Raw genomic sequence first — 24385 nt, 5'->3', positions numbered from 1 at the left:
AGAAACCTCGAGATTTTTTCGGCGGGAGGTGACTTCGCAGCTCGGACGGGGTGTCGGGCCGGCCCCGTGGACCGGGTCGGGTGGCGGGGTCAGGCGGTGGGCGGGGTCCAGATGTACGGGGTGGTGGTGGTGACGGGGTGCATGCCGAGGCGGCGCAGGATGGGGGTGCTGTCGGCGGAGGCGTCGACCTGGAGGTAGCGGATGTCGTGGTCGAGGGCCCAGCGGGCGCGGTGGGCGACCAGGGCGCGGTAGATGCCGCGGCCGCGCCAGGCGGCGAGGGTGGAGCCGCCCCAGAGGCCGCCGAACTCGGAGCCGGGGGTGCGGGTGAGCCAGGCGGCGGAGACCACGTCGGGGTTGACGGGGGTGTCGGTCTCGGCGACCAGGACGAGGAAGTCGTCGGAGCCGGTGGCCCGGGCGGTGAGGTCCTCGGCGAGCCAGCTCCAGTCCTCGCCCCAGACCTCGGACTCCATCGCGGCGATGCGCTGCATGTCGGCGGGCGAGGTGGTGCGCCGGATGGTGACGCCCTCGGGGGTGGGGGTGGGGGCGGCGAGTTCGGCGGCGAGGCCGATCAGGACGGTCTCGGGTTCCTCGGGGACGAAACCGGCGGCGGTCAGCCGGGCGGGGAGGTCGGCGGGCAGGTCGTGGCCGCGGGTCTTCCACTCGACGGCTTCGCCGCGGGCGGTGAAGAAGTCGCGCTGACGGGCGATCAGCCGGTCGAGGGCCTCGCCGCGCAGGCCGAGGTCGGGGGCGGGGGAGGTGACGAAGCCGCGGAAGCCGCCGTACTTGCGCAGCAGCGGGCCGTCGCTGTCGTGGGTCTCGCCGTCGCCGGGGGCGCCGAGTCCGCGCATGTGCTGGTCGTAGGCCGCGAGCAGGGCCGTGGTGTGGTCGGTCATCAGGCGAGCGTAACGATCTTGCCGGGTGGTCGTCGGGGAGATTCGGTGCGCAGTGGGCTGGCCTTGACGTCGGGGTGAAGGTCTACCGTCGTGGCATGCGGATCGGCGAGCTGGCACAGCGGGCGGGGACCACCACGCGGGCGCTGCGGTACTACGAGTCGCGGGGGTTGCTGCCCGCGCGGCGCGGGGGGAACGGGTACCGGGCGTACGACGAGGAGGACCTGCGGCTGCTGCGGCAGATCCGGATGCTGCAGGACTTCGGGTTCGAGCTGGAGGAGACCCGGCCGTTCGTGGAGTGCCTGCAGGCCGGCCATCCGGCCGGTGATTCGTGTCCGGCCTCCTTGGAGGTGTACCGGGCGAAGCTGGGTGAACTGGACGCCATGGTGGCCCGGTTGAGCGAGGTCCGGGACCAAGTGGCGGCGCAGTTGGCGCAGGCCGAGGCGGCGCGGGACGCGCTGGCCGCGGTGGACGAGGAGCCGCGCTGCGAGTTGGCGCGGCCGAAGGGCAGCGACTGAGAGACCGAGAGGGAGGCCGCCGTGGGTGGCGTGCAGAGCGTGACCGACCAGGACTTCGCGAGCGAGGTGCTGGCTGCCGAGGGACCGGTGCTGGTGAAGTTCACCGCGGACTGGTGCCCGCCGTGCCGGATGCTCGCGCCGGTGTTGGCGGAGATGGCCGTGGAGCAGGCGGGGAAGCTGAAGATCGTCTCGCTGGACGTGGACGTGAACCCGGAGACGCAGGCCGCGTACGGGGTGCTGTCGATGCCGACGCTGATGGTGTTCAAGGACGGTGAGCCGCTGCGCTCGATGGTGGGGGCGCGGGCCAAGGCCCGGCTGATGCGGGAGCTCGACGACCTGCTGTAGGGCCGCGGGTGGGCTGAGAGGTGTGCCACAGGGTGGGGGAAGGGATGGATGCGCAGCATCTCTGCGTTGTAAAGTGCAACTAAACGATAGTTGTACTTGCCAACCATGGAGCTGTCATGCCTGCGGTGTCCCGCCCCGCCCTGCGGCACGTCCTCACCCACCTGGTCACACCGCTGCTGATGTGCCTCGGCATGGGCGTCGCCTACCTGTCCGCCTTCCACGCCCCCGCCCCGCACCACCTGAAGGTCGCCGTGGTCGGACCGGCCGCACAGGCCCAGCCGCTCGCCCGGGCGCTCCAGGACAAGGCCGGCGACGGGCTGGACGTCACCACCGTGGCCGGACCCGACGCCGCCCGGCAGCAACTGCTCGACCGCGACCTGGTCGCCGCGTACGTGCCCGACGCCGCCGCGCCGACCCTGCTGGTCGCCACCGCGAGCTCGGAGACCTCGGCGACCGCCGCCGAGAAGGTGTTCACCCAGGTCGCCGCGCACCAGGGCAAGCCGCTCGCCGTCCAGGAGCTGACCCCGCTGCCGGCCGGCGACCCCACCGGGCAGGGCCTGTTCTTCCTGCTGGTGGCGCTGAGCATCGGCTCCTACGGTTCGGTCGCGGTGCTCGGCGCGGCCGGCGCGGCCCTGACGATGCGGGTCCGGGCGCTGCTCGGCCTCGGCGTGGCGCTGGTGGTCAGCCTGCTCGGCGCGGCCCTGGCCGGGCCGATGTTCCACCTGGTGGAGCACGGGCTGCTCGGCACCTGGGCGATGTCCTGGCTGTACGCGGCGGGCATCGTGGCGATCGGCACCGCCCTGCACACCTGGCTCGGCCGGTGGAACACGCTGACCGTGATGGCGCTGTTCGTGATGCTCAACTTCACCAGCTCCGGCGGCATCTTCGAACCCGCCCTGCAGAACGGCTTCTTCGGCGCCCTGCACTCCTTCTGGAACGGCGCGGGCCTGCTGGAGGGAGTCCGCGACCACGTGTACTTCGGCGGCCGGGCCGGGTTCGGCGGCCACCTCGTCACCCTGTTCGGCTGGCTGGCGGCCGGTGCGGCGCTGCTCGTGCTCGCGGCCCGCACCGAGCACCGGCGGGCCCGTCCGGCGGCGGTCGAGCCCGCCGAGGAGGAGGAGATGGCGGAGGCGGTCGGCGTCTGAGCGCGGCTGCCCCTACCGTGGTCGGCAACACCGCACGACGAAGGAGCCACCGCCATGCCCGACCGCGACGCCGCGCTGGAGACCATCCAGCGGGAGCTCACCGCGTTCGCCCGCCGGGCCCGCCACAAGGCAGCCCAGCTGCACCCCGAGCTCTCGCTGGTCACCTACAGCATGCTCGACCTGGTGAAGGAGCGGGGCTCCTGCCGGGCCGCCGACCTGGCCTCGCACTTCATGCTCGACAAGTCCACCGTCAGCCGGCAGGTCGGCGCGCTGGAGAAGCTCGGCCTGCTGAAGCGCGAGGCCGACCCGGACGACCAGCGCGGCCAGCTGCTGCACCTGACCGGGGCGGGCGAGCAGCTGCTCGCCGAGGCGTACGAGCAGCGACGGCGGGCCTTCACCGACCGCTTCACCTCCTGGGACGACGAGGACCTCGGCCGGTTCGCCGCCTACCTGGTCCGTTACGGCGAGTCCGAGTAGCCGGCCCGCCGCAGCTGCCAGGATGGCAGCCATGCCCACCATGACCGAGCCCGAGTGGCGCGCCTTCCTCGCCCACGGCACCCGCACCGGAAAACTCGCCACCACCCGCGCCGACGGCCGCCCGCACGTCGCCCCGATCTGGTTCCTGCTGGACGGCGAGGACCTGGTCTTCAACACCGGCCGGGACACCGTCAAGGGCCGCACCCTGGCCCGCGACGGCCGCGCCGCGCTCTGCGTGGACGACGACCGCCCGCCGTTCGCCTTCGTCCTGGTGGAGGGCGAGGCGACGCTGATCGAGGACCTCGCCGACGTCCGGCACTGGGCGGGCCGGATCGCCGCCCGCTACATGGGCGAGGACCGCGCCGAGGAGTACGCCGCCCGCAACGGGGTGCCCGGCGAACTGCTGGTCCGGCTGCGGATCGGCAAGGTGGTCGCGCAGCGCGGCGTCGCCGACTGAGACCGCCGCCGGCCCGGAGGATCCCGCTTGACCCTCACGTCGCGTCAGGCCGGAGGCTGGTGAACACAGCGGAGCAGCGGAAGGAGGAGGACGCGATGAGCGGGTACACGGTCGGGCAGCTCGCCCGACTCGCCAACGTCACGGTGCGCACCCTGCACCACTACGACGAGATCGGGCTGCTGTCGCCCACCGGCCGCACCCCGGCCGGCTACCGGCGCTACAGCGAGGCCGAACTGGACCGGCTGCAGCAGATCCTGTTCTACCGCGAACTCGGCTTCCCGCTGGAGGAGATCGCGGCGATCCTGGACGACCGCTCGGTCAGCCCGACCGAGCACCTGCGCCGGCAGCGCGAGCTGATCGGCGACCGGATCCGGAAGCTGGAGGACCTCGCCGCGGCGGTCGAGAGAGCGATGGAGGCAAGGACCTTGGGAATTCAGCTGACCCCGGAGGAGAAGTTCGAGGTGTTCGGCAAGGACTACCAGGAGAACTGGGAGGACGAGGCCGAGCAGCGCTGGGGCGACACCGACGCTTGGAAGCAGTCCCAGCAGCGGACCGCCCGCTACACCAAGGCGGACTGGGAGCGGATCAAGGCCGAGTCCGACGGCATCAACGACGCCCTGGTGGCGGCGTTCACCGCCGGGGCGACCCCGGACAGCGAGCAGGCGACGGCCGTCGCCGAGCAGCACCGGCAGCACATCGGCCGGAACTTCTACGACTGCGCACCGCAGATGCACCGCTGCCTCGGCGACATGTACGTCGCCGACCCGCGGTTCACCGAGACGTACGAGAAGCTCGCCCCGGGCCTGGCGCCCTGGCTGCGGGACGCGATCCACGCCAACGCGGACCGGATGGAGCAGTCCTGACGGACCGTCAGGCTGCCCGGCCGAAGGTGCGCCGGTAGGCGGTCGGGGAGGTGCGCATGGTGCGCCCGAAGTGGTGGCGGAAGGTCGCCGCGGACTCGAACCCGACCGCCGCGGCGATCTCCTCCACGCTGCCCTCCGGCGACTCCAGCAGCGGCAGGCTGGCCGCGATGCGCTGGATCGCCACCCAGCGCATCGGGCTGACCCCGTTGCGGGCGGTGAAGTGCCGCAGGTACGAGCGGTCCGACATGCCGGCCGCCCGGGCCAGCAGCGGCACCGTGAGCGGGCGGGCGAGCTGGTCCAGTGCCCAGCGCATCGAGCGGGCCACCCCGTCCTCCGGCTCGTCCACCGGCCGCACCGCCGCCTCGATGAACTGCGCCTGCCCGCCGTCCCGGTGCGGGGGGACGACGAAGCGGCGGGCGACGGTGTTGGCGACCTTCGCGCCGTGGTCCTGGCGCACCAGGTGCAGGCACAGGTCGATGCCGGCGGCGCTGCCCGCACTGGTCAGCACCTGCCCGTTGTCGACGTACAGCACGTCCGGGTCGACCCGGACCCGCGGGTGGCGGCGGCGCAGCAGTTCCGCGTACCGCCAGTGGGTGGTGGCTGGCAGGCCGTCCAGCAGTCCGGCGGCGGCCAGCGCGAAGGCGCCGGAGCAGATCGAGACGATCCGGGCGCCGCGGGCGTGCGCGCTGCGCAGCGCGGCGACCAGTGCGGGCGGGACCTCGCCGTGCGGGTCGGGCACGCCGAGCACCACGGCGGTGTCGGCGGCGGCGAGCTCCTCCAGTCCGTGACGGGGCGTCAGGGAGAAGCCGCCGACCGCCTCCAGCGGGTGACCGGGCCGCTCCGCGCACACCCGGACGTCGTACCAGGGGGCGGCCAGCAGCCCGGCGAGCTCGGGCCGGGCGAGGGCGAACACCTCGACCACCACGCCGAGCTCGAACGGGGCCATGCCGGCGAAGGCGTACACCGCGACGGTGTGCACGGGCGCCGGGCGCCTTCCGATGGTGACGGGCACGGGCGCGGCCATGCGGAGCTCCAGGTGCGGCCGAGGGGCGGTTCGCCGCGAGTGTAGCCGTTCGGGCCTCCGGGGGCGGAAAACCTTTGGTATCGGGTGACAACCTCCCGGGAGGATGAGGAGTCGTCACCTCTGGGACCCGTTCCCGTCCACCACTACCGCTGCGGAGCGTCCGATGCCCATGCCCAGCCGTGCCCGTTTCGAGAAGAATGTCATGACCCGTGCCGCCCGCTCCGGCTGGGGCCGACGGCACTGAGCACACCGGAGCCCCCGCCGGTCGGCCGGACGGGGGCTTCGGTGTGACGCTCCGTCAGGAGGTGAGGCCGGCCATCCAGGCCTCCACCTCGTCGGCCTGCCGGGGCAGGCCGGCGGAGAGGTTCTCGTTGCCGTCGGCGGTGACCAGGATGTCGTCCTCGATCCGCACGCCGATGCCGCGGTACTCCTCCGGCACGGTCAGGTCGTCGGCCTGGAAGTACAGGCCGGGCTCGACGGTCAGCACCATGCCGGGCTCCAGCAGCGCGTCCACGTAGTTCTCGCGGCGGGCGTGCGCGCAGTCGTGGACGTCCAGGCCGAGCATGTGGCCGGTGCCGTGCAGGGTCCAGCGGCGCTGCAGGCCGAGTTCCAGGACCTTCTCCACGTCGTACACCGAGGCGTCCAGCAGGCCCCACTCCAGCAGGCGCTCGGCGAGCACCCGCTGCGCGGCGTCGTGGAAGTCGCGGAACTGCCCGCCCGGCTTCACCGCGGCGATGCCGGCCTCCTGGGCGTCGTACACCGCCTGGTAGATCTTGCGCTGCAGCGGGTTGAACCGGCCGTTGATCGGCAGCGTGCGGGTGACGTCCGCGGTGTACAGGGTGTGGGTCTCCACGCCCGCGTCCAGCAGCAGCAGCTCGCCCGGGCGGACGTCGCCGTCGTTGCGCACCCAGTGCAGGGTGGTGGCGTGCGGGCCGGCCGCAGCGATCGAGCCGTAGCCGACGTCGTTGCCCTCGACCCGGGCGCGGCGCCAGAAGGTGCCCTCGATCCAGCGCTCCGAGGTGGCGACCGCCAGTCCGAGCTCGCGCACCACGTCGGTGAAGCCGTTCACGGTGGCGTCGCAGGCGGCGCGCAGCTCGCCGACCTCCCACTCGTCCTTGACCAGGCGCAGCCCGGACAGGAACACCTTCAGCTCGTCGTCCTTCTCCTCGTCGAGCTGGTCGGCGAGCGCGGCCTCCAGCGCGGCGTCGTAGCCGCGCACCAGGCGGGTCGGGACGGTCTCGGCGGCCAGCTCCTCGGCGGCGGTGCGGACGTCCCGCACGGGCAGGCCGTACAACTGCTCGGACTCGGCGAGCGAGTGCCGGCGGCCGACCCACAACTCGCCCTGGCCGCTCAGCCAGAACTCGCCGTTCTCCCGGTCGGAGCGCGGCAGCAGGTAGAGCGCGAAGACGTGGCCGCCGTCGACCGGCTCGCCGACCAGGATCGCGTCCTCGGTCCGGTTGCCGGTCAGGTGCACGTACTCGCTGGCGGCGCGGAACGCGTACTCGGTGTCGTTGGCGCGGGTGCGCAGGTTGCCGGCCGGGACCACCAGGCGCTCGCCGGGGAAGGCGGCGGACAGCTTGGCGCGCCGCTCGGCCGCGTACGGGGCCTGGGCGACGGGCTGCAGGCCGCGCAGCTCGGTGTCGGCCCAGCCGGTGCGCATGGACGCGGCGAGCTCCTCGGAGATCTCGCCGTACAGGCCGTTCTTGCGGCTCTTGATCGGCTGCTCGGCCTCCTCGCCCTCGACGGACCCCTCGGGGTTCTCGGACACCGCCGGGCTGCGGTCCTCGGTCACTACGTCGCCTCCTTGCGCGTGCTACCGCCCGCCCGTCCCCGGATCGCGGGGCGCGCGGGCGGATGTCGCCCCCATGGTACGTAGGGCCGTTCGAGCGGAGAAAGGGCGTTCGGGTACCCGGCGCCGGCCCGACGCGGTCACTCGAAGCGGACCGCCAGCAGCACCAGGTCGTCCTCGCCCGGTCCGTCGCCGCCGGCCTGCTCCAGCAGGTGCGCGCAGAGCCGGTCCGGGTCCAGCCGGACGTCCCTGGGGGCGTCGGCGGCGGCCCGGCGCAGCGCGCTCTGCCCGGCGTGCAGGGTCGGTGCGAACCGGCGCGCCAGGCCCTCGGTGTACAGCACCAGCACGTCGCCGCGGTCCGCGGTGAGCTCCACCCCGGGCGCCTCCCAGCAGCTCAGCATGCCGAGCGGCGCGGACAGTGAGGTCTCCACGAAGTTCGCCCCGTACCGGGTGAGCAGCACCGGCGGGCAGTTCGCCGCGCCGGCCAGCGCGATCCGCCGCTCGGCCGGGTCCACGCAGGCGTACACCGCGGTGGCGGACCTGGTCGGCTCGGTGGTCTTCAGCAGCAGCTCCAGGTCGCCCAGCACCGACACCGGGTCCTCGCCCTCCAGCACCGCGTAGGCGCGCAGCGCGGCCCGGACCCGGCCCATCGCGGCGATTGCCCCGGCGCCCGCGCCCGGTCCGGCGCTCGGGCCGCCGCCGAGCACGCTGCCCACGGTCAGGCCCAGGGTGTCGTCGGGCAGCGCGATCGCGTCGTACCAGTCGCTGCCCGCCGAGTGCTCCAGCGCGGCCGGCACGCAGCGCGCCGCGACCTTCAGGCCGTCCCGGGCGGGCAGGTGGTCGGGCAGCAGCGAGCGGCGCAGCGACTCGGTGGCGCGCACCGCCCGGTCCGCCTCCAGCTGGCGGGCCAGCAGCGGCGCGGCGAACTCGCAGTAGCGGCGCACCAGGTGCTCGCGGCGCTGCTCGGGCCGGCCGGGCTCGTCGTAGAACCAGACGGCGGCGCCGAGCGCGCCCTCGCGTTCGGTGGCCAGCGGCAGCGCGTAGCAGGCGCCCAGGCCGAGCTGGGCGGCGACCTCGCGGAACCGGTCGCCCACCGCCGGGTCGGCGGCCAGGTCGGCGATCAGCAGCCGGCCGTTCGCCCCGGCGCTGAGCAGCCCCGCGAACGGGCCGTGCTCGACCGGGACGGTCTCCAGCGCGCCGAGCATCGCCCGGTCCAGGCCGAGCCCGACCGGTCGGCCCAGGGTGCGGGCGGGCCCCGGCCGCAGGGTGACCACCAGGCCGCGGCGGGCGCCGAGCAGCGCCGCGCCGGAGTCGAGCAGCGCGTCCAGTGTGCCGGGCAGGCCGTCGGCGCGGGCCAGCAGCTCCAGGTGCTCCTGCAGGCTGGTGAAATCGGACAGCCATCCGGCCAAACGGTCCTGCAGATCGGCCACCGGGACCTCGCCGAGCTCCGGCAGCAGCACCGGCTCGGCCGTCAGCGGCGCGGACGTCAACGGCTGGACGTCGGTCATGTCGCAACTCCCCACAATCCGGAACGTGTCACGCAGGACCCCCGAGACCGACCGAAACGATGTCTTTACTCACTACTCGGCACGATTCCCCCACTTGTACACAGGCCGATCGGGGCATGTCCAGAAGTGCGGCGGCCGAACGTGCCAGGGATCGTATGCGCAGGCCGCCGGGCCGCCACCCGGGCCGGAGCGCACTCACTCGTACGGTGGAACCGGGGCGCGCGCGGCCGCGTCCATCCGGACGTATGGGGGATTCTCGTTCCAGCGGCGGGTAGCCGAGACGCACACGCACCGCCCGCCACCCCCGCCCACGCTGATCGTCGATCGGAAGCGGAAAGGAACGAGTCGCCATGCGCCCACCCCGCCGAGAGCAGCTGTCCGAGCGGGTGGGCCAGTGGTGGCCCGGCCGCCGCGGCCGGACGCTGGCGCTCGCCGCCGCCCTGCAGGCCGCCGTCGGGTACGGCTGGCCGGTGGTGCCGGGAGCGCGCCCGCTGCGCGGCACGGCCGGCCCGTGCTCCTGCGCCGACCTGGCCTGCACGATCCCGGGCGCCCACCCGTGCGACCCGCCGCTGGAGGCGGCCACCACCGACCCGCGGATGGTGCGCTGGTGGTTCGGGCGCCGGGCGCCGGGCGCCCCGGTGCTGGCGGCGACCGGGCGCGCGCTGGGCGCGGTGAGCCTGCCCCGCCCGGCCGGGCCGTGGCTGTTGCGGCACCTGGACGAGATCGGCGTCCCCTACGGCCCGGTGCTCGGCACGCCCGGCCGGTTCGTGCTGCTGACCGCCCCGTACACGCTGCCGGAGCTCGGCGGGCTGCTGGCGGAACGGCCGTGGGTGCCGGGGGCGTTGCGCTACCACGGGCCGGGCGGCTACCTGGTGCTGCCGCCGTCGCGGACGGGCGCTGGCCCGGTGCACTGGGTGCGCCGGCCGGGGCCGGGGCGGCCCTGGCTGCCTGACGTGGGGACGCTGCTGGGCGGGTTGATCACGGCCAGCGCGGTCGCCCTGCCGCACCGCTGACCTGGCATTTGATGATGCTCCGTCAGGTAAGCTCGTCGTCCGGGCCGGAAAAGCGAAATGTCCGACCGCTGGCGACGGGGGATGCACCAGCGGTCGGACTGTTCAAACAGTAACAAAGATCCGGCTCCGCGCCAATTTGTCCGCGCCGAAAGGCTCTTGGGATTCCCGGCGGCGCGGCCAAAATGTGACGCAGGTCACTTCCGGCTAGTTCAGGGTGATCTGACGGCTCACCAGATTCGCCCGGGCCCGGCGCTCCTCCGCGGTCAGCGGCGCGGGCGCGGCCAGCACCTCGGCGAGCTTCGCGGCGAACTCGACGGCCGGCTTCTCCACCTCGGCCGCGGCCATCTCCACCGGCAGGTCCCACACCGGCACGGTCAGGCCGTGCGCCCGGAACGACCCGACCAGCTTGGTGCCCTCGCCCAGCGAGGCCTCACCGGCCGCCGACAGCCGGGCCAGCGCGTCCAGCAGCTGCTCCTCGGGGACGGTCATCACCCAGCGCAGGTGGTTCTTGTCCGGCGTGCCGCACCAGTACGCGGAGTCCACGCCGGCCAGCTTCTCGGTCGGGATCGCGGAGGCGTTCGCCCGCTCCAGCGAGGCCGCCACCTCGCCGGTCGCCGACTCGGCGTCCTCCAGCCAGAACTCGAAGCCGGTGAACACCTCGGGGGTGAACTCCGCCGTGGTGTCCAGCAGTTCCTGCAGGCGGCGGCCGCCCGGGTTGGTCCGGCGGGCCGGCACCGAGGTGCCCGGCTCGGTGGCCAGCGCCAGCTCCAGCGCGTCCGCCAGGTCACGGCTCAGGTCGCCCGAGGAGGACTGCGTCTGCAGGCCCAGCAGGATCGAGCCGTCCGGGCGCCGCAGCGCCGGCCAGGCCAGCGGCAGCACCGTCGCCAGCGTCACCGACGGAACCTCGCCGACGGCCTCCTCGGCCACCCCGGCGGCCAGCTTCAGCGGCACCGTGGCGGCCGGCACCAGCTCGCGCAGCGCCACCCAGTCCGCCTCGCCCGGCAGTCCCTCGAACGGACGGTGCACCAACTCCTGCACCGCGTGCGCCGCCTGACGGCCGTGGCAGGCCTTGTACCGGCGGCCCGAACCGCACGGACACGCCTCGCGCGCGCCGACGACCGGAACCTCGCCCTCGACGACGGTGGACTGGCTGGGCTGCTTCTTCGCGGCCTTCTTGGCCATGGTGCGGCTCTCCCGGGGAGGTCGGACGTTGCACCGGGCAGCCTACTTCGCCCGCACCACCGCCCTCAGGCGCTGCGCCGCTCCCCGCCGCGCGCGACCTGCCCGAACGCCGGCAGCTCCGCCCACACCGTCACCTGACCGGGTGCGTGTCGCACGCCCCAGTCCCGGGCCAGCTGGCCGACGATGTTCAGCCCGCGGCCGCCGTGCGCCGTCACCGACGGGCCGGCCGGCATCGGCCGGGTGCTCGCCCCGCCGTCCGTCACCTCGAGGGTCAGCAGGCCGTCGCCCTGCATCCGCCAACTCACCAGCACGGTACCGATCTCCGCGTCCGCGTCGTCGTCCGGCTGGTCGACCGGCTCCTCGACCGGCAGCGGCCTGGCGTGCCGGCAGGAATTGCTGAGCAGTTCGGAGAGGATCAACACCGCGTCGTCAATCACCGCATCCGGTATCGAGCGATCGCCGAGATCGTTGCGCAGCCTCCGCCGCGCTGCCGAAACACTGGCCGGACCGTGCGGAACGGCCATGGCCGATGAGGACGACCCGGCCTGAACTGGCACAGCTCGTGCCACCATCAACGCCACCCCCGGACCTCCTTCAGCTTCCTGCCGAGGGATGGATGCCCGCAGGTAATGCGTCGGAAACGGGCGTTCGACGATCCGATGGCGGCATTAACGACATCCGCACGGACGGTGGGCAAAAGGTGAGGGGTGTCTCACGTTCTGTTGTGACGATCCGTGGGAAAGGGGTCCGGAAATACCCCGTTCGGTATTTCTGTCACGCGATTGGCCCTCGGGTGCCACCGGCCGCGGGGGCGGTGCGCGGTACCGGGTCAGCGGCCGAGTTGGGCCAGCACCTCGGCCGGGCGGTTGGTGATCAGCGCCTCCACGCCCAGCTCCAGGCAGAGTTCGACGTCCTCGGGCCGGTCCACCGTCCACACGTGCACCCGGTGCCCGGCCCGGCGCAGCGCCGTCACCATCCCCGGGTCGCGGCGCACCAGTTCGATGCCCGGGCCGGCGATCGCGGCGCCGCCCGGCAGCGACCGGGTGCGGCCCAGCACCGGCAGGCGGCGCTCCCACAGGTACACCCGCGGCAGGGCCGGGGCGGCCCGCCGGACCCGGTGCAGGGCCAGCTCGGAGAAGCTCATCACCCGCACCGTGGACTCCTCCGGGGTGGCCGGCAGCAGCCCGAACCGGCCCAGCATCCGCAGCAGTTCGGCCTCCACCCGGCCCGCGTAGCGCACCGGGTGCTTGGTCTCGACGGCCAGCTCCACCCGCCGGCCGGCGTCCGCGACCAGCTCCAGCAGCCGCTCCAGGGTGAGGATCGAGCTGGGCTGCGGCTGCTCCGGGTGCTTCCACGAGCCGAAGTCCAGCCGGGAGAGTTGATCCAGCGTCATCGCCGACACCACGCCCTGGCCGTCCGAGGTCCGGTGCACCGTGCGGTCGTGCACGCACACCAACTGCCCGTCGGCGGTGACCCGGACGTCGCACTCCAGCCCGTCGGCGCCCTCCTCCAGGGCCCGCCGGTACGCCTCCTCGGTGTGCTCGGGAAGGGCGGCCGAGGAGCCCCGGTGGGCGATCACCTTCACCGCGGAACGGTCGATCGGGGCGGTCGGCGCGGTTGCGGCGCTGTGCTGGGTGTCCACGTGAACCACCCTACGAGGCCCGGGATGTCGCCCGGCTTCCGGCACGGCGACGCCCGGGTGAACAGCTGGGCGGCCGGGGCCGGGCGGGCCGGCCCCGGGCGACGGGCGGCTCAGCCGCGGGCGAGGCTCTCGGCCTCGGCGGAGTAGAGCACCTCCGGGTCGAGGCCCATGCCGGCGAAGTGGCCGGCCAGCTCCAGCGAGAGCACCCCGTGCAGCCTGGTCCAGAAGACCAGCGCCCGGTGCAGGGCCCAGGTCGGGACGGCGGGGTCGCCGGCCCAGTCCCGGTGCTGCTCCAGGTGGCCGTGGAGCGAGTCGACCGACGGGTCGGGGGCGGGCGCCGGCCGCTGGCGGCGGACCGCGGCTCCGAGCAGCACCGACATGATCGCGCCGGCCAGCTCGGTGGTCTCCGGAGGCGCGTGGTAGCCGGGGACGGGCGTGCCGTACAGCAGGAAGTAGCGCTGCGGATCGGCGAGCGCCCACGCGCGCAGCGTCCGGGCCAGGTCGACCAGGTCGGCGTCCGGCTCGGCCCGGACGGCCGCGGCGAGGCTGCGGTACCCGTCGGTGATCAGCTCGGTGATCAGCTCGTCCCGGTTGGCGAAGTAGCGGTACAGGGCGGGCCCGCTCAGGCCCATCCGCTTGGCGATCGCGTTCAGCGACAGCGCGGAGGCGCCGGCCTCGGCGATCTGGGCGCGGGCGTGCTGCTTGACCTCCTCGCGCACCTGGGCGCGGTAGCGCTCGCGGGGGGTGCCGGTCTGCATGGGCGGTCCTTCGCTGAGGGGCGGTCGGAGGCGTCTGTTAGAACCTATCACCATTGTTGTTGACTCTTGCGATGGCGCGGTGCTAGAACTGAGGGAGTTAGAGGGTCTAACGAAAGCAAATACTTCTACCGAGAGGGCTCCGCCATGGACTGCGAACAGCTCGTCGAGATCGTCCTGCCCGGCATCGTCGAACCGGAGGGACTGCAGGTCCGCCGCGCCGCGCTGCCCCAGCCCGGGCCCGGCCAGGTCCTGGTCGCGGTCGAAGCCACCGGGGTCTCCTTCGCCGAACAGCAGATGCGCCGCGGCCGCTACTACGACCAGCCGCCGTTCCCGTTCGTCCCCGGCTACGACCTGGTCGGGCGGATCACCGCCACCGGCCCCGGCACCGACCCGCAGCTCACCGGCCGCCGGATCGCCGCCCTCACCAAGACCGGCGGCTGGGCCAGCCACGTGCTGCTCGACCCCGCCGACACCGTGCCCGTCCCCGACGGCCTCGACCCGGCCGAGGCCGAGACCGCCGTGGTCAACGGCATCACCGCCCACCAGATGCTGCACCGCCACGCCCGGATCCGGCCCGGACAGACCGTCCTGGTGCACGGCGCGAACGGCGGCGTCGGCCAGCTCCTCGCCCAACTCGCCCGCGCCGCCGGCGCCGAGGTCATCGGCACCGCCTCCGCCCGGCACCACGACGCGCTGCGCGCCCTCGGCGTCACCCCCGTCGACTACCGCGCCGGCGACGTCCCCGCCCAGGTCCGCCGCCTCGCCCCCGGCGGGGTGGACGCCGTCTTCGACCACCTCGGCGGCCGCAGCGTCGTCGACTCCTGGCAGCTGCTCGCCCCCGGCGGCGCCCTGGTCGCCTACGGCAGCGCCACCACCCGCGACGACACCGGCTCCAAGCAGTGGCCGGTGCTCAAGATCCTCGCCCGCACCTGGTGGTGGAACACCCTGCCGAACGGGCGCCGAGCCCACTTCTTCAACATCTGGGCCGGCCGCTCGCTGCACCGCGACCGGTTCCGCGCCCGGCTGCGCGCCGACCTGACCGCCGTACTGGACGCCGTCCGACGCGGCGAGATCACCGCGCCGCTCGCCGCCCGCCTCCCGCTCACCGACGCCGCCGAGGCGCTGCGCCTGGCGGAGTCGGGCACCGTCACCGGCAAGGTGGTGCTGATCCCCTGACCGGGCGTCAGGCCCCGGCGGCGCCGGGCCTCAGACCTCCGGGTGCGTCGGCTCCGGGCGCTCCAGCTTCGTCACCGCGAGGGTGACCAGCGCCGCCGCCAGGAACGAGAACAGCGAGGCCGAGCTCCACGCCTGCGGAGTGAAGTGCACCGCCCGCTGCAGGTCCTCCCACAGCCCGGTCCACCAGCCGCCGATCTTCGACGGGGCCAGGAACTGGTACGCCGCGAAACCCACCGCCCACGGCAGCAGCATCACCCAGCGGGTCGGGGCGCCCTGCGACAGGTCCCAGCCGCGGCGGCCCGCACCCAGGAAGTAGTCCACCGCCAGCACCGCGAACAGCGGCACGAACACCGAACCGATCAGGCCGAGGAACCCGTAGTACGAGTCGGTGAACTCCTTGATCTGCAGCGCCAGCACCGTCACCAGCACGCCGATCCCGCCGGTCAGCACCCGCCGGTCCGCCTTCGGCCACAGGTTGTGGATCGACATCGCCGTCGAGTACACGTTCGCGAAGGACTGGTCCGACTCGCGCAGCACCAGCACCAGCAGGAACGCCCAGCCCGCCGCCACGCCCGTGAACGAGCTCAGGATCTTCTCCGGGTCGCCGCCGGACTGCAGCAGCGCCATCACACCCAGCACGTAGCACCACACCTGGGCCACCGTGTAGCCGGAGAACGTCCCCCAGAACGCCTTCGCCGAACTGCGCGCGTGCCGGGTGTAGTCGGCGGCGAGCGGCACGAACGACACCGACACCGCGATCACCGCGTCCGTCGCCGACAGGAAGCCCGTCCAGTTGCCCGCACCCGGGTCCGGCACGCCGTGCCGGGCGAACTGCACCGTGAAGTACACCATCGCCACGCCCACCGCGACGGCCACGTACTTGCGCAGCACCGCGATCGCGCCCAGCGGCCAGATCGTCAGCACCGTGGTCAGCACGCCCGCCAGCAGCACGAACAGCCAGCGCCAGCCCTCGGTGCCGGACACCGTCTGGGCGCCCCAGGCGATCACCGTCAGCTCGTACACGCCCCAGCCGACGCACTGCAGGATGTTCAGCACCGTCGGCAGGTACGACAACCGGGTGCCGAACAGGCCGCGCAGCACCGCCATCGCCGGCGCACCCGTGCGGGCGCCCACCAGCGCCGCCACCGCCAGCATCGCGGTGCCGATCGCGGTGCCCGCCACGATCGCCGTCACCGCGGCGGTGAACCCCAGCTCGTGACCCCGCTCGCCCAGCACCGTCGCGGCACTGGTGAAGCCGATCAGGCTCACCCCGAGGTTCGCCCACAGCGCGAACAGCGCCCGGAAGTCCAGGGTGCGCGGCGGTGCGGTGTCGAGGGTCAGCGGGGCCTCGGCCCGCGACTCCACAGCAAGATCGGAAATTTGGGCAGACGGAACAGCCGTCATGGCCGATACTCCCTACGCCGGCATTACCCGGACAGGTTCCGGCGGTCAGCGCTCCCTCGTCCGTGGTGGCGTCACCGCCATGGCCTACGGTCGATCCGGCGCACTCTCAGCCTGGCTGGTCCAAGCTCCCGCGACGTTCTTCGGTTTACAGGAGCGACAGGCTAGCCTCCGGGCGGGGGAACGCCAAGGCCGGGGTGCCCGGTGTCCGCATCGCGGGACCACTGATGCGCATGTCAGAGCCGCCTAAGGCTTCTCATGATTTCTTCAGGGGCCCGCTTACGGTGTCCGAATCCGGCATAGGAAAAACTGTGCCTCGAGGTTGCGGCCGCGCCGAGGGCGCGACGGTTCGCAGTCCAAGGTCTTGTCAGCGATGGAGGTCGTCCGTGAGCACCGAGCACGCGAGTGGTACCACCCCGCCGGAGAAGGGCCCCGCGCCCACCGGCCCCGAGGCGGTGGCTGCCGGCTCCGGTACGCCCGCTGCCGCTCCCGCCTACCTCGACGCCCCGCCGCCGGTGGTGCCGGCGGCTCCGGCGGGTCCGGCCGCGCCCGCGGCTCCGCTCCCGGAGCAGACCATGCAGCTCGGCAAGGTGCCGGCCGCGCCGCCCGCGCCCGCCGCGCCTGCGGGACCCGCGGTGGACGCCCCGCCGTTCGCCAACCCGTACGGCACGCCCGCCGCGCCGACCAACCCGTTCGCGCGTCCCACCGAGGCCGGCGCCGGTGCCGGGAGCAGTGCCGACGCGCCGACGGCGTTCGCGCCCGCCGTGCCGACGGTGTTCGCGCAGGAGGGGCCGACCACGCCCGGTACGCCGGGTGCGCCCGAGCAGCCGCACCACCCGTTCGGCGCCGGGCACCCGGTCGGTGGCTGGGGCAACCCGTCCGGCCCGGACGGCACCGGCGGCGGCGCGGACGGCCCGGGCGCCCCGTGGGGCAGCCAGCAGTCCGGCTCCGGCGGGTCCGGCAAGGGCAAGCGCGGCGGGCTGGTGGCGCTGGTCGCCGCCGTCGCCCTGGTCGCGGGCCTGGCCGGCGGTGCGATCGGTGCGTCCGTCGGCGACCGCAACAGCGGCGGCGGCAGCGGCGTCAGCAAGAACAGCACCACGGTGTCGGTCGGCAACACCCACCAGAACCTGGACCGGGCCCCCGACTCCGTCGCCGGGATCGCGGGCAAGGCGCTGCCCTCCACCGTCACCATCAAGACCAAGAACGGCAGCGAGTCCGGCACCGGCACCGGCTTCGTGTTCGACACCGAGGGCCACATCCTCACCAACAACCACGTGGTCGCCCCCGCCGCCGACGGCGGCAAGCTCACCGTCAAGTTCTCCGACGGCTCCACCTACGACGCCTCCGTGGTCGGCCGCGCCGAGGGCTACGACGTCGCGGTCATCCGGCTCGACAACCCGCCCAAGGACAAGCTCACCCCGCTGCCGCTCGGAGACTCCGACAAGGTCGCCATCGGCGACGCCGTGATCGCCATCGGCGCGCCGTACGAGCTCGAAGGGACCGTCACCACCGGCATCATCTCCGCCAAGGACCGCCCGGTCGCGTCCGGCGACGAGACCGGCGCCCAGGCCTCCTACATGAACGCCCTGCAGACCGACGCCTCGATCAACCCGGGCAACTCCGGCGGCCCGCTGCTGGACGCCTCCGGCTCGGTCGTCGGCATCAACTCGGCGATCCAGTCCAACACCGGCGGCAGCACCGGCCAGGCCGGCTCCATCGGCCTCGGCTTCGCCATCCCGATCAACCAGGCCAAGTGGGTCGCCCAGACCCTGATCAAGGACGGCACCCCCGTCTACGCGATCCTCGGCGTCCTGCGCAACGACTCCTACCGCGGCGACGACGGCGCCCAGATCGCCACCGCGCCGGTCCGCGACACCCCCGCCGTCACCCCCGGCGGGCCCGCCGACCAGGCCGGCCTCAAGCCCGGCGACGTCATCACCAAGCTCGGCGGCATCAACATCACCAGCGGCCCGAGCCTGGTCAGCGAGATCTGGACGCACAAGCCCGGCGAGAAGGTGGAGGTCGAGTACAAGCGCGACGGCAAGACCGCCACGACCACCGTCACGCTCGGCGAGCGCAAGGGCGACAACTGACCGTCCCCCGCCGGAAACGGTGTGCACCGAACCGGCCCCGACCCGTTAGGCTGACCCCCACCGAGGAGGGTTGCCCGAGCGGCCTAAGGGAACAGTCTTGAAAACTGTCGTGGCCTAGCGCCACCGTGGGTTCAAATCCCACACCCTCCGCCCGTGGAACGGCCCCTGACCAGCATCAATGGTCGGGGGCCGTCGGCGTGTCCGGGGGGCGTCCGGGGGCGGGGAGCAGGGCGTGGGCCTGGGCGAGGGCGAGGGCGGCGAGGGTCATGCCGTCGTCGAGGGCGCCGGTGGCGATCCAGTGCCACAGGGTGGGGAGGGGGAGCCAGCGGGTGTCGGTGACCTCGTCCGGTGCGAGGGGGAGGGCGGCGGTGGTGGAGGGGACGGAGGCGTGGACGACGGCGACGTCGGCGGCGAGCAGACCGGAGTCGGGCGTCATGGTCCCGAGCAGGAGGAACTCGGCATCGGCGATGCCGAGTTCCTCCCGGAGTTCGGTACGGGCGGTGACCAGCGGATCGGTGCTGTGGGAGAAGCCGCGGGGCAGGCCCCACTGGGGGCGGCCGAGGGGGTAGCGGTAGGTGCGGACGAGCCCGACGGTGCCGGCGTGGACGGGGAGGATCACCACGCCGAGCCCCTCGTCGCGGTGACGGATCCTCAGGTACCGGCCGTCCGTGCCGCTGGGGAAGGAGACTTCGTCGTCGTACACGTCGACGAAGCGGTTGCGGTAGGCGAGTACCTCCCGGACGGTGCGGATGGCGTCCGGGTGATCGGTGTCCGCCACGGTTGTCAGCCCCTCACGTCGACGACTCGTCCCAGTGCGCAGGCCAGCCGCCGGGTGGAGAGCCGGCGCACCGCGTTCTCCTTGCCCTTGCGGTAGAGGACGCTGCCGACCGCGCCGACCGCCATCGCCGGGTAGCCGACCAGGCCGGGCAGCTTCCACACCTCGGAGGCCATCGCGGGGCCGACGGCTCCCGCCGCGGTCAGCACCAGTTCGACTGCCAGGCCGCCGCCCGTCGGGACGATGTCGGCCCGGTTGCCGAGGATAGCGGCGACCCTGGCCAGGTGGGCGTCCAGCGCCTTGCGCGCGGCGGTCGGGTCCTCGGCCGCCCGCAGGTCCTCGATGCCCTTCCAGAAGGGGGACTTGGCGGCGCGGCCGCGTTCCGCGCGGGCCTGCAGCAGGGTGGCGGTCGCCTCGGCGGCATCCGCCAGCAGGGCGGTCATCCGGTCGTGGACCGCCTCCTCGCCGAGGCCGGCCGCGACGTCGACCCGGATGTCGAACAGCGGTGGGCCCTCGGCCTGTTCGTCGCCGTCCGGGCGGAGTCCGGCCCCGTCGGGGTGGGTCGACGAGCGGTAGTGGGCGAGGGCGAGCTCTTTGGCGATGCCGCGGTCGGCCAGCCGGCGGAGCGAGGGGCCGGTGCCGGTGCTGATGGTGGAATCGGCGACTCCGACGGAGTCCGCGACGATCATGTTGTACAGGGTGTCGACGAAATCGACGAGCAGGGTGAGGAGTTCCGGGTCGCCGACGATCTCCGCCGGGGTGCGCTCGGCACGGTCGCCGGGCCAGGGCAGGGCGAGCCGCAGTCGACTGCGGTCGTCGAAGGCCGCGGGGTGGTCGGTGCCGAGCCGGCGGATCGCCGCGGTCAGTGCCGCCTGCACCCCCCGGTGCGCCTCCGGCAGTTCCGGGGGCGGCGGCTCGGCGGCGGCGATCACCAGCGCCCCGAGCCCGGTCGTCCGACCTGCGGGGCGGACGGGCACCCGGGGGACGCGCCGGAACTCGTCGCGGATCAGCGCCATCCCGTCGGCCCGCTCCGTGCCGAGCCACTCGGCGTTCAGCAGCCGGTCGAGGCTCGCGGCCTGCACACGCAGCTCGCCCGGGTCGAGTCCGTGCGCGGCGGGGTCGTTGAGCTCGGGCAGCAGGCTGCTCATGAAGGGCCTGGCCCGGTCGACGGCCCGGCCCAGCATCGCGGCCACCGCCTCCTCGTACGAGTGCACCCCGAACAGGTGCACCCGGAAGGGGTGTTCACCCGCCGCGGCTCCGGAGCGGGCTCGCAGGACGGTGGTGGCGACCCGCAGGAACCCGAAGGAGTCGAAGGCGTACGCCTGCGGGACGACCACTTCGCGCCCGAGTGCGAGGGTCATCAGCACCTCGGTGAAGACCTGCAGGTGCAGTTCCGCGTCGTGCCCGTCGCCGGCCGGGCCGGCCCCCGGCCAGCCGGTGCGGGTCGAGTCGAGGGACTCCAGGTACTGGTAACGCCTGTCGTCGGTGTGCGCCATGCCAGGCCCCCCGGGCTGCGAACCGTGTCCGTCGGAGCGGGACGCTACCCGGGGCGACAGGCGCTGAACAGTGGCTTCGGGCAACGGGTCTGACGATCAATCAGAACAGCGTCGGCGGGGCGTCGGGGCCGGACAGGCCGGGAAGGGCGTCCTGCCAGCGGGTGGCGTCGGTGAGCGGGAGTTGGCGCATGCTGCCGGTGCACAGGACGAGGGAGCGGCGGTCGCGCTTGTGGTCGTGGAGGACGCCGTAGCCGGTTCGACGGGTGGGCATGAGGGCGACGGGCCGGTCGCACTCGGGGCACTGGACACGGGGTGCGCGCATGCCTCCCAGGGTGCCGGAGCGGTCCGACAGCGTGCGTCGGCGGTCCGAGAGCGGGAGGGGCGGGCGGTGCGGCAGGCGGCGGGTGGTTGCCGGGGGAGGGGTGGGAGAGGGAGAGTTCGAACGGGACGAGTGGAGGTTGTCGTGGGTGATGTGCTGGAGCGGCTGCGGGCGGGGCTGCCGGCGGACGCGATCGCGGTCGATCCGGACGTGACGGCCGCGTACGCGCGCGACATGGCGGGGTTCTGCGCGGCCGGCGAGCCGGCGGTGCTGGTCTTCCCGGAGACGGTCGAGCAGGTGCAGTTCGTGCTGCGGACGGCGACCGAGCTGCGGGTCCCGGTGGTGCCGCAGGGTGCCAGGACCGGGCTGTCCGGCGGGGCGAACGCGGTGGACGGCTGCATCCTGCTGTCGCTGACCCGGATGAACCGGATCCTGAAGCTCGACCCGGTGGACCGGATCGCCGTGGTGCAGCCCGGCGTGGTCAACGCCGAACTCTCGCGCGCCGCCGAAGCGGTGGGCATGGCCTACCCGCCGGACCCGTCGAGCTGGGAGTCCTGCACCATCGGCGGGAACATCGGCACCGGCGCCGGCGGGCTGTGCTGCGTGAAGTACGGCGTGACCAGCGAGTACGTGCTCGGGCTGGACGTGGTACTGGCGGACGGCCGCCTGCTGCGGACCGGCCGGCGCACCGCGAAGGGCGTCGCCGGGTACGACCTGACCCGGCTGCTGGTCGGCTCGGAGGGCACGCTCGGCGTGGTGGTGGAGGCGGCCCTGGCGCTGCGTCCGGCGCCGGGGCCGCAGTTGGTGCTGGCGGCGGAGTTCGACTCGGTGGACGCGGCCGGGCGGGCGGTGTGCGAGGTGATGGCGGCCGGGCACGCGCCCTCGCTGATGGAGCTGATGGACGCCACCACCGTCCGCGCGGTGAACGAGATGGCGCAGATGGGGCTGCCGGAGTCGACCCGGGCGCTGCTGCTGGTGGCCTTCGACGGGCCGGACCAGCGGGAGCGGCTGGCCGAGGTCGGCGAGCTGTGCACCGCCGCCGGGGCCACCGAGGTGGTGCCGGCCGAGGACCGGGCGGAGTCCGAACTGCTGCTGCAGGCGCGTCGGTTGGCGCTTCCGGCGCTGGAGCGGACGGGCACCACGATGATCGACGACGTGGCGGTGCCGCGGACGGCGTTGGCCGCGATGCTGAACGGTGTCGCCGAGATCGCGGACCGGTACCGGCTGACCATCGGCGTGGTGGCGCACGCCGGCGACGGCAACACCCATCCGGTGGTGATCTTCGACGCCCGGGACGAGGAGCAGACGGCGCGGGCCAAGGCCTCGTTCGACGAGATCATGGCGCTCGGCCTGGAGCTGGGCGGGACGGTGACCGGCGAGCACGGCATCGGTCTGCTGAAGCGCGAGTGGCTGGCCCGGGAGCTGGGGCCGGTCGGGCTGGAGCTGCAGCAGCAGATCAAGGCGGCGTTCGACCCGCTGGGAATCCTCAACCCGGGAAAGATGATCTGAGGAATTTCTGATCAATGGCGCCGCATGCTGCCGCGGGTCTCCGTGTTCCGCCGTGTCGACATTTGCTGGTCATGCGACCTCGGCGGGGCGTGGACGGACTGTTCGTGCGCCCCGGGGCTCGCGCGACTCGCCGAAAACCGTCCTCCGCGCGCCCGCCCGGACGGGTTCCGGGCTGCCGCCGTCCGGGCGAAGTGGCAGCTCGGAGGCGGTGTGTCTGCCGACGAACCGAATCGCTGCGGATTATGCGGCGCGGTCTCCGCGTCACGCTAATGGGGGAAAAGGCTCAGCGGTGCTGGTGCTTTGTCGATTTGTTGCGGAAGTCTGTTCCTCGGCGTCGCAGCCCCCGGAGGTTCGTCTGGCCGCGAACTCCGGAACGTAACAACACTTTTGGCAACGGTCCACGGAGGAAATTCATGGCGCGTACCCGCACCACACGCCTGGCCGCCCTGTTGGCGTCCGTCCCGGTCGCAGCCGCTCTGCTGCTGGCCGGAGCCGGCGCCGCGGCGGCCGACAACGGTGCGGCTGCCGGCCACGGCTCGAACAGCAGCGTGGTCTCGGACTTCGGCAGCGGCAACATCTTCGGCTCGGTCGACGGCAACGACAACTCCACCCAGCAGACGGCGACCGGGGCCGGTGCGTCGAACCAGAACAACACCCTCGGCGTGAAGGACAACGCGGGCTTCGTCTACGCGGACCAGTCCAACAAGAACTTCAACTTCGTCTTCGCGCCGGTCTACAGCTACTGACCTCCCGGCGGGAGGTGCGGACGGACCGGCGGGGGCGCCGGACCGGACGGAGCACGGACCGCCGGGGCACCCGGGAGTGGAAAGGGTCACCGCCTCGGGGCGCAGCAGACGGACGATCGAAACGGACGATCGGAACCCCTCGGGGGCGCGGCAGCCGCAATCGGCACCGCGCCCCCGAGGCGTGTCCGGCAGCGCCGGGCGGCATCCGGAACGGGCGGGTCGCCCCGTCGTAGTGGGGGGCTAGCGTCGCGCGGTGAGGGTCGCCCCGACGCTGGCGGCGACCACGCAGCAGATGCCCAGCACCTGCGGCGGGCCGAGCACCTGGCCGAGCACCAGCAGCCCGACCAGCGCGCTGACCGCCGGGTCCAGGCTGACGATCACGCTGAACACCCGCTGGGACATCCGGCGCAGCGCGGTCATCTCCAGCGCGTACGGCAGTACGGGGAACAGCAGGGCCACTCCGGCGACGGCGAGCAGCAGCAGGCCGGGGGAGGAGGATCCGGACAGGCCGTGCACCGCCTCGGCGGCGCCGAACGGGGCGAGCACCACGGTGCCGATGGTGAAGGAGACCACCAGGCCCTCGAAGCCGCGGAAGGCCGCGCCGACCTTGTCGGTGAACAGGATGTACCCGGCGTAGCAGGCGGCGGCGCCGAACGCGCAGGCCAGGCCGACCGGGTCGAGGCGGCCGGATCCGCCCTCCCCGCCCAGCAGGGTGAGCAGGGCGACGCCGGCGGCGGCCAGCATCGCCCACAGCACGTGGCCGGCGCGCCGGGCGAAGACCAGGGCGACGGCCAGCGGGCCGAGGAACTCGATGGTGGCGGCGGTGCCCATCGGCAGGCGGTCGACCGCGCCGGCGAACAGCAGGGTCATCCCGGCGGAGGCGATGCCGAGCAGTCCGGCCATCGCCAGGTCGCGCGGGCTGCGGCCGCGCAGCCGCGGCCGGGTGACGGCGAGCAGCACGACGGCGGCGAAGGCGATCCGGAGGAAGGTCGCCCCGGCCACCCCGAGCACTCCGAACAGCGGCTTGGAGGCGGCCACGCCGAGCTGCACCGCCAGCATCGACACCAGGCACAGCACCGGTGCCGGGACGGTGCCCAGCCGTCGTCGCAACCCATCGGTGCCGCTGTCTGCCTTCGAAACGGAGGCGATGAGCGGGAGCTCGCTGGTGCTTTCGACGGTGAGGGATGTGCCTGGCATGGGATCGAGTCTGACGTAAGGAGTGCAGTAGGTCAAAGCCGGTTACCGGGACGGAGGGGGAG

24 protein-coding genes, 1 tRNA gene and 1 riboswitch are annotated in these 24385 nt (G+C 73.4%); of the genes, 12 read left to right on the top strand and 13 right to left on the bottom strand.

All coding sequences use genetic code 11. From position 1 onward, the window contains the following. Window positions 1-89: 89 nt before the first annotated feature. Window positions 90-893 (bottom strand): GNAT family N-acetyltransferase, encoded by an 804-nt coding sequence (locus BX266_RS17455; protein WP_099900926.1) that lies wholly within the window; start codon window positions 891-893, stop codon window positions 90-92. 95 nt (window positions 894-988) lie between these two features. Between BX266_RS17455 and BX266_RS17450 the strand changes: the two genes are divergently transcribed. The 6 genes from BX266_RS17450 to BX266_RS17425 all read left to right on the top strand — a co-directional run bounded on the left by BX266_RS17450 (window position 989) and on the right by BX266_RS17425 (window position 4695). Next, window positions 989-1408, top strand: a complete 420-nt coding sequence (locus BX266_RS17450) for a MerR family transcriptional regulator (protein WP_099900924.1) — start codon at window positions 989-991, stop codon at window positions 1406-1408. 21 nt (window positions 1409-1429) lie between these two features. Further along, on the top strand, window positions 1430-1753 hold the full coding sequence (gene trxA, locus BX266_RS17445; protein WP_099900922.1) for a thioredoxin: 324 nt from the start codon (window positions 1430-1432) through the stop codon (window positions 1751-1753). A 116-nt stretch (window positions 1754-1869) separates the two neighbouring features. After that, complete coding sequence (locus tag BX266_RS17440) at window positions 1870-2898, top strand: hypothetical protein (RefSeq protein WP_099900921.1); 1029 nt, start codon at window positions 1870-1872, stop codon at window positions 2896-2898. Window positions 2899-2952: 54 nt separating this feature from the next. Further along, window positions 2953-3375 (top strand): MarR family winged helix-turn-helix transcriptional regulator, encoded by a 423-nt coding sequence (locus BX266_RS17435; protein ID WP_099900919.1) that lies wholly within the window; start codon window positions 2953-2955, stop codon window positions 3373-3375. A gap of 22 nt (window positions 3376-3397) precedes the next feature. Then, a complete protein-coding gene (locus BX266_RS17430; RefSeq protein ID WP_099900918.1) occupies window positions 3398-3832 on the top strand; it encodes a PPOX class F420-dependent oxidoreductase in 435 nt (144 codons plus the stop codon). Between the two features lie 95 nt (window positions 3833-3927). Further along, on the top strand, window positions 3928-4695 hold the full coding sequence (locus tag BX266_RS17425; protein ID WP_099907985.1) for a MerR family transcriptional regulator: 768 nt from the start codon (window positions 3928-3930) through the stop codon (window positions 4693-4695). Between the two features lie 7 nt (window positions 4696-4702). Here BX266_RS17425 and BX266_RS17420 read toward each other — a convergent pair whose 3' ends face one another. From BX266_RS17420 to BX266_RS17410, 3 genes are all read right to left on the bottom strand, one after another. Next, entirely contained in the window at window positions 4703-5719 is a 1017-nt protein-coding gene (locus BX266_RS17420) for a helix-turn-helix domain-containing protein (protein WP_099900916.1), read from the bottom strand. Window positions 5720-6017: 298 nt separating this feature from the next. Continuing rightward, window positions 6018-7511, bottom strand: a complete 1494-nt coding sequence (locus BX266_RS17415; RefSeq protein WP_099900915.1) for an aminopeptidase P family protein — start codon at window positions 7509-7511, stop codon at window positions 6018-6020. 137 nt (window positions 7512-7648) lie between these two features. After that, window positions 7649-9016 (bottom strand): PP2C family protein-serine/threonine phosphatase, encoded by a 1368-nt coding sequence (locus BX266_RS17410; RefSeq protein WP_099900913.1) that lies wholly within the window; start codon window positions 9014-9016, stop codon window positions 7649-7651. A gap of 350 nt (window positions 9017-9366) precedes the next feature. On the opposite strand from BX266_RS17410, the gene BX266_RS17405 reads away from it, so the two are divergent. Continuing rightward, window positions 9367-10029: a bifunctional DNA primase/polymerase gene (locus BX266_RS17405; RefSeq protein WP_099900911.1), complete on the top strand. Its 663-nt coding sequence runs from the start codon at window positions 9367-9369 to the stop codon at window positions 10027-10029. A 204-nt stretch (window positions 10030-10233) separates the two neighbouring features. Here BX266_RS17405 and BX266_RS17400 read toward each other — a convergent pair whose 3' ends face one another. The 4 genes from BX266_RS17400 to BX266_RS17385 form a co-directional block, all read right to left on the bottom strand. Continuing rightward, window positions 10234-11211: a DUF5926 family protein gene (locus tag BX266_RS17400; protein ID WP_099900909.1), complete on the bottom strand. Its 978-nt coding sequence runs from the start codon at window positions 11209-11211 to the stop codon at window positions 10234-10236. 65 nt (window positions 11212-11276) lie between these two features. Further along, entirely contained in the window at window positions 11277-11783 is a 507-nt protein-coding gene (locus BX266_RS17395) for an ATP-binding protein (protein ID WP_099907983.1), read from the bottom strand. 257 nt (window positions 11784-12040) lie between these two features. Next, a complete protein-coding gene (locus BX266_RS17390) occupies window positions 12041-12853 on the bottom strand; it encodes a glycerophosphodiester phosphodiesterase (protein ID WP_259464737.1) in 813 nt (270 codons plus the stop codon). A gap of 110 nt (window positions 12854-12963) precedes the next feature. Further along, window positions 12964-13611 carry a TetR/AcrR family transcriptional regulator gene (locus BX266_RS17385; RefSeq protein ID WP_099900907.1) on the bottom strand — a complete coding sequence of 216 codons (648 nt, stop codon included), beginning with the start codon at window positions 13609-13611 and terminating at the stop codon, window positions 12964-12966. Window positions 13612-13755: 144 nt separating this feature from the next. On the opposite strand from BX266_RS17385, the gene BX266_RS17380 reads away from it, so the two are divergent. Further along, window positions 13756-14787, top strand: a complete 1032-nt coding sequence (locus BX266_RS17380; RefSeq protein WP_099900905.1) for a medium chain dehydrogenase/reductase family protein — start codon at window positions 13756-13758, stop codon at window positions 14785-14787. Between the two features lie 30 nt (window positions 14788-14817). On the opposite strand, the gene BX266_RS17375 is transcribed toward BX266_RS17380, so the two are convergent. Then, window positions 14818-16152, bottom strand: a complete 1335-nt coding sequence (locus BX266_RS17375; protein WP_259464736.1) for a cytosine permease — start codon at window positions 16150-16152, stop codon at window positions 14818-14820. A gap of 29 nt (window positions 16153-16181) precedes the next feature. Beyond that, a riboswitch (TPP riboswitch) is annotated at window positions 16182-16333 on the bottom strand. Between the two features lie 241 nt (window positions 16334-16574). Between BX266_RS17375 and BX266_RS17370 the strand changes: the two genes are divergently transcribed. Both BX266_RS17370 and BX266_RS17365 read left to right on the top strand, forming a co-directional pair. Beyond that, entirely contained in the window at window positions 16575-18281 is a 1707-nt protein-coding gene (locus tag BX266_RS17370) for a S1C family serine protease (RefSeq protein WP_259464735.1), read from the top strand. A 64-nt stretch (window positions 18282-18345) separates the two neighbouring features. Then, window positions 18346-18431 (top strand) — tRNA-Ser (locus BX266_RS17365). Window positions 18432-18456: 25 nt separating this feature from the next. Here BX266_RS17365 and BX266_RS38670 read toward each other — a convergent pair. From BX266_RS38670 to BX266_RS38100, 3 genes are all read right to left on the bottom strand, one after another. Further along, window positions 18457-19059 carry an NUDIX hydrolase gene (locus tag BX266_RS38670; protein ID WP_099900901.1) on the bottom strand — a complete coding sequence of 201 codons (603 nt, stop codon included), beginning with the start codon at window positions 19057-19059 and terminating at the stop codon, window positions 18457-18459. 5 nt (window positions 19060-19064) lie between these two features. Further along, window positions 19065-20552 carry a hypothetical protein gene (locus BX266_RS17355; protein ID WP_099900899.1) on the bottom strand — a complete coding sequence of 496 codons (1488 nt, stop codon included), beginning with the start codon at window positions 20550-20552 and terminating at the stop codon, window positions 19065-19067. A gap of 100 nt (window positions 20553-20652) precedes the next feature. Continuing rightward, complete coding sequence (locus tag BX266_RS38100; RefSeq protein WP_143686950.1) at window positions 20653-20874, bottom strand: hypothetical protein; 222 nt, start codon at window positions 20872-20874, stop codon at window positions 20653-20655. A gap of 141 nt (window positions 20875-21015) precedes the next feature. Here BX266_RS38100 and BX266_RS17350 point away from each other — a divergent pair, with 141 nt between their 5' ends. Both BX266_RS17350 and BX266_RS17345 read left to right on the top strand, forming a co-directional pair. Further along, complete coding sequence (locus tag BX266_RS17350) at window positions 21016-22380, top strand: FAD-binding oxidoreductase (RefSeq protein WP_099900898.1); 1365 nt, start codon at window positions 21016-21018, stop codon at window positions 22378-22380. A 413-nt stretch (window positions 22381-22793) separates the two neighbouring features. Next, complete coding sequence (locus BX266_RS17345) at window positions 22794-23126, top strand: hypothetical protein (RefSeq protein WP_099900896.1); 333 nt, start codon at window positions 22794-22796, stop codon at window positions 23124-23126. Window positions 23127-23366: 240 nt separating this feature from the next. Here the strand turns inward: BX266_RS17345 and BX266_RS17340 are convergent, their stop codons facing one another. Continuing rightward, window positions 23367-24323: a DMT family transporter gene (locus tag BX266_RS17340; RefSeq protein ID WP_099900894.1), complete on the bottom strand. Its 957-nt coding sequence runs from the start codon at window positions 24321-24323 to the stop codon at window positions 23367-23369. Window positions 24324-24385 lie beyond the last annotated feature (62 nt).

It is taken from the genome of Streptomyces sp. TLI_171, from assembly GCF_003610255.1.
Taxonomy (GTDB): Bacteria; Actinomycetota; Actinomycetes; order Streptomycetales; family Streptomycetaceae; genus Kitasatospora.
This window is presented reverse-complemented; position numbering and strand designations above follow the sequence as displayed.

Coding starts and splice junctions, on each gene's coding strand:
- BX266_RS17455 (WP_099900926.1), bottom strand. CDS start 893: ATGACCGACCACACCACGGCCCTGCTCGCGGCCTACGACCAGCACATG.
- BX266_RS17450 (WP_099900924.1), top strand. CDS start 989: ATGCGGATCGGCGAGCTGGCACAGCGGGCGGGGACCACCACGCGGGCG.
- BX266_RS17440 (WP_099900921.1), top strand. CDS start 1,870: ATGCCTGCGGTGTCCCGCCCCGCCCTGCGGCACGTCCTCACCCACCTG.
- BX266_RS17435 (WP_099900919.1), top strand. CDS start 2,953: ATGCCCGACCGCGACGCCGCGCTGGAGACCATCCAGCGGGAGCTCACC.
- BX266_RS17430 (WP_099900918.1), top strand. CDS start 3,398: ATGGCAGCCATGCCCACCATGACCGAGCCCGAGTGGCGCGCCTTCCTC.
- BX266_RS17425 (WP_099907985.1), top strand. CDS start 3,928: ATGAGCGGGTACACGGTCGGGCAGCTCGCCCGACTCGCCAACGTCACG.
- BX266_RS17420 (WP_099900916.1), bottom strand. CDS start 5,719: ATGGCCGCGCCCGTGCCCGTCACCATCGGAAGGCGCCCGGCGCCCGTG.
- BX266_RS17410 (WP_099900913.1), bottom strand. CDS start 9,016: ATGACCGACGTCCAGCCGTTGACGTCCGCGCCGCTGACGGCCGAGCCG.
- BX266_RS17405 (WP_099900911.1), top strand. CDS start 9,367: ATGCGCCCACCCCGCCGAGAGCAGCTGTCCGAGCGGGTGGGCCAGTGG.
- BX266_RS17400 (WP_099900909.1), bottom strand. CDS start 11,211: ATGGCCAAGAAGGCCGCGAAGAAGCAGCCCAGCCAGTCCACCGTCGTC.
- BX266_RS17395 (WP_099907983.1), bottom strand. CDS start 11,783: ATGGTGGCACGAGCTGTGCCAGTTCAGGCCGGGTCGTCCTCATCGGCC.
- BX266_RS17385 (WP_099900907.1), bottom strand. CDS start 13,611: ATGCAGACCGGCACCCCCCGCGAGCGCTACCGCGCCCAGGTGCGCGAG.
- BX266_RS17380 (WP_099900905.1), top strand. CDS start 13,756: ATGGACTGCGAACAGCTCGTCGAGATCGTCCTGCCCGGCATCGTCGAA.
- BX266_RS17355 (WP_099900899.1), bottom strand. CDS start 20,552: ATGGCGCACACCGACGACAGGCGTTACCAGTACCTGGAGTCCCTCGAC.
- BX266_RS38100 (WP_143686950.1), bottom strand. CDS start 20,874: ATGCGCGCACCCCGTGTCCAGTGCCCCGAGTGCGACCGGCCCGTCGCC.
- BX266_RS17345 (WP_099900896.1), top strand. CDS start 22,794: ATGGCGCGTACCCGCACCACACGCCTGGCCGCCCTGTTGGCGTCCGTC.
- BX266_RS17340 (WP_099900894.1), bottom strand. CDS start 24,323: ATGCCAGGCACATCCCTCACCGTCGAAAGCACCAGCGAGCTCCCGCTC.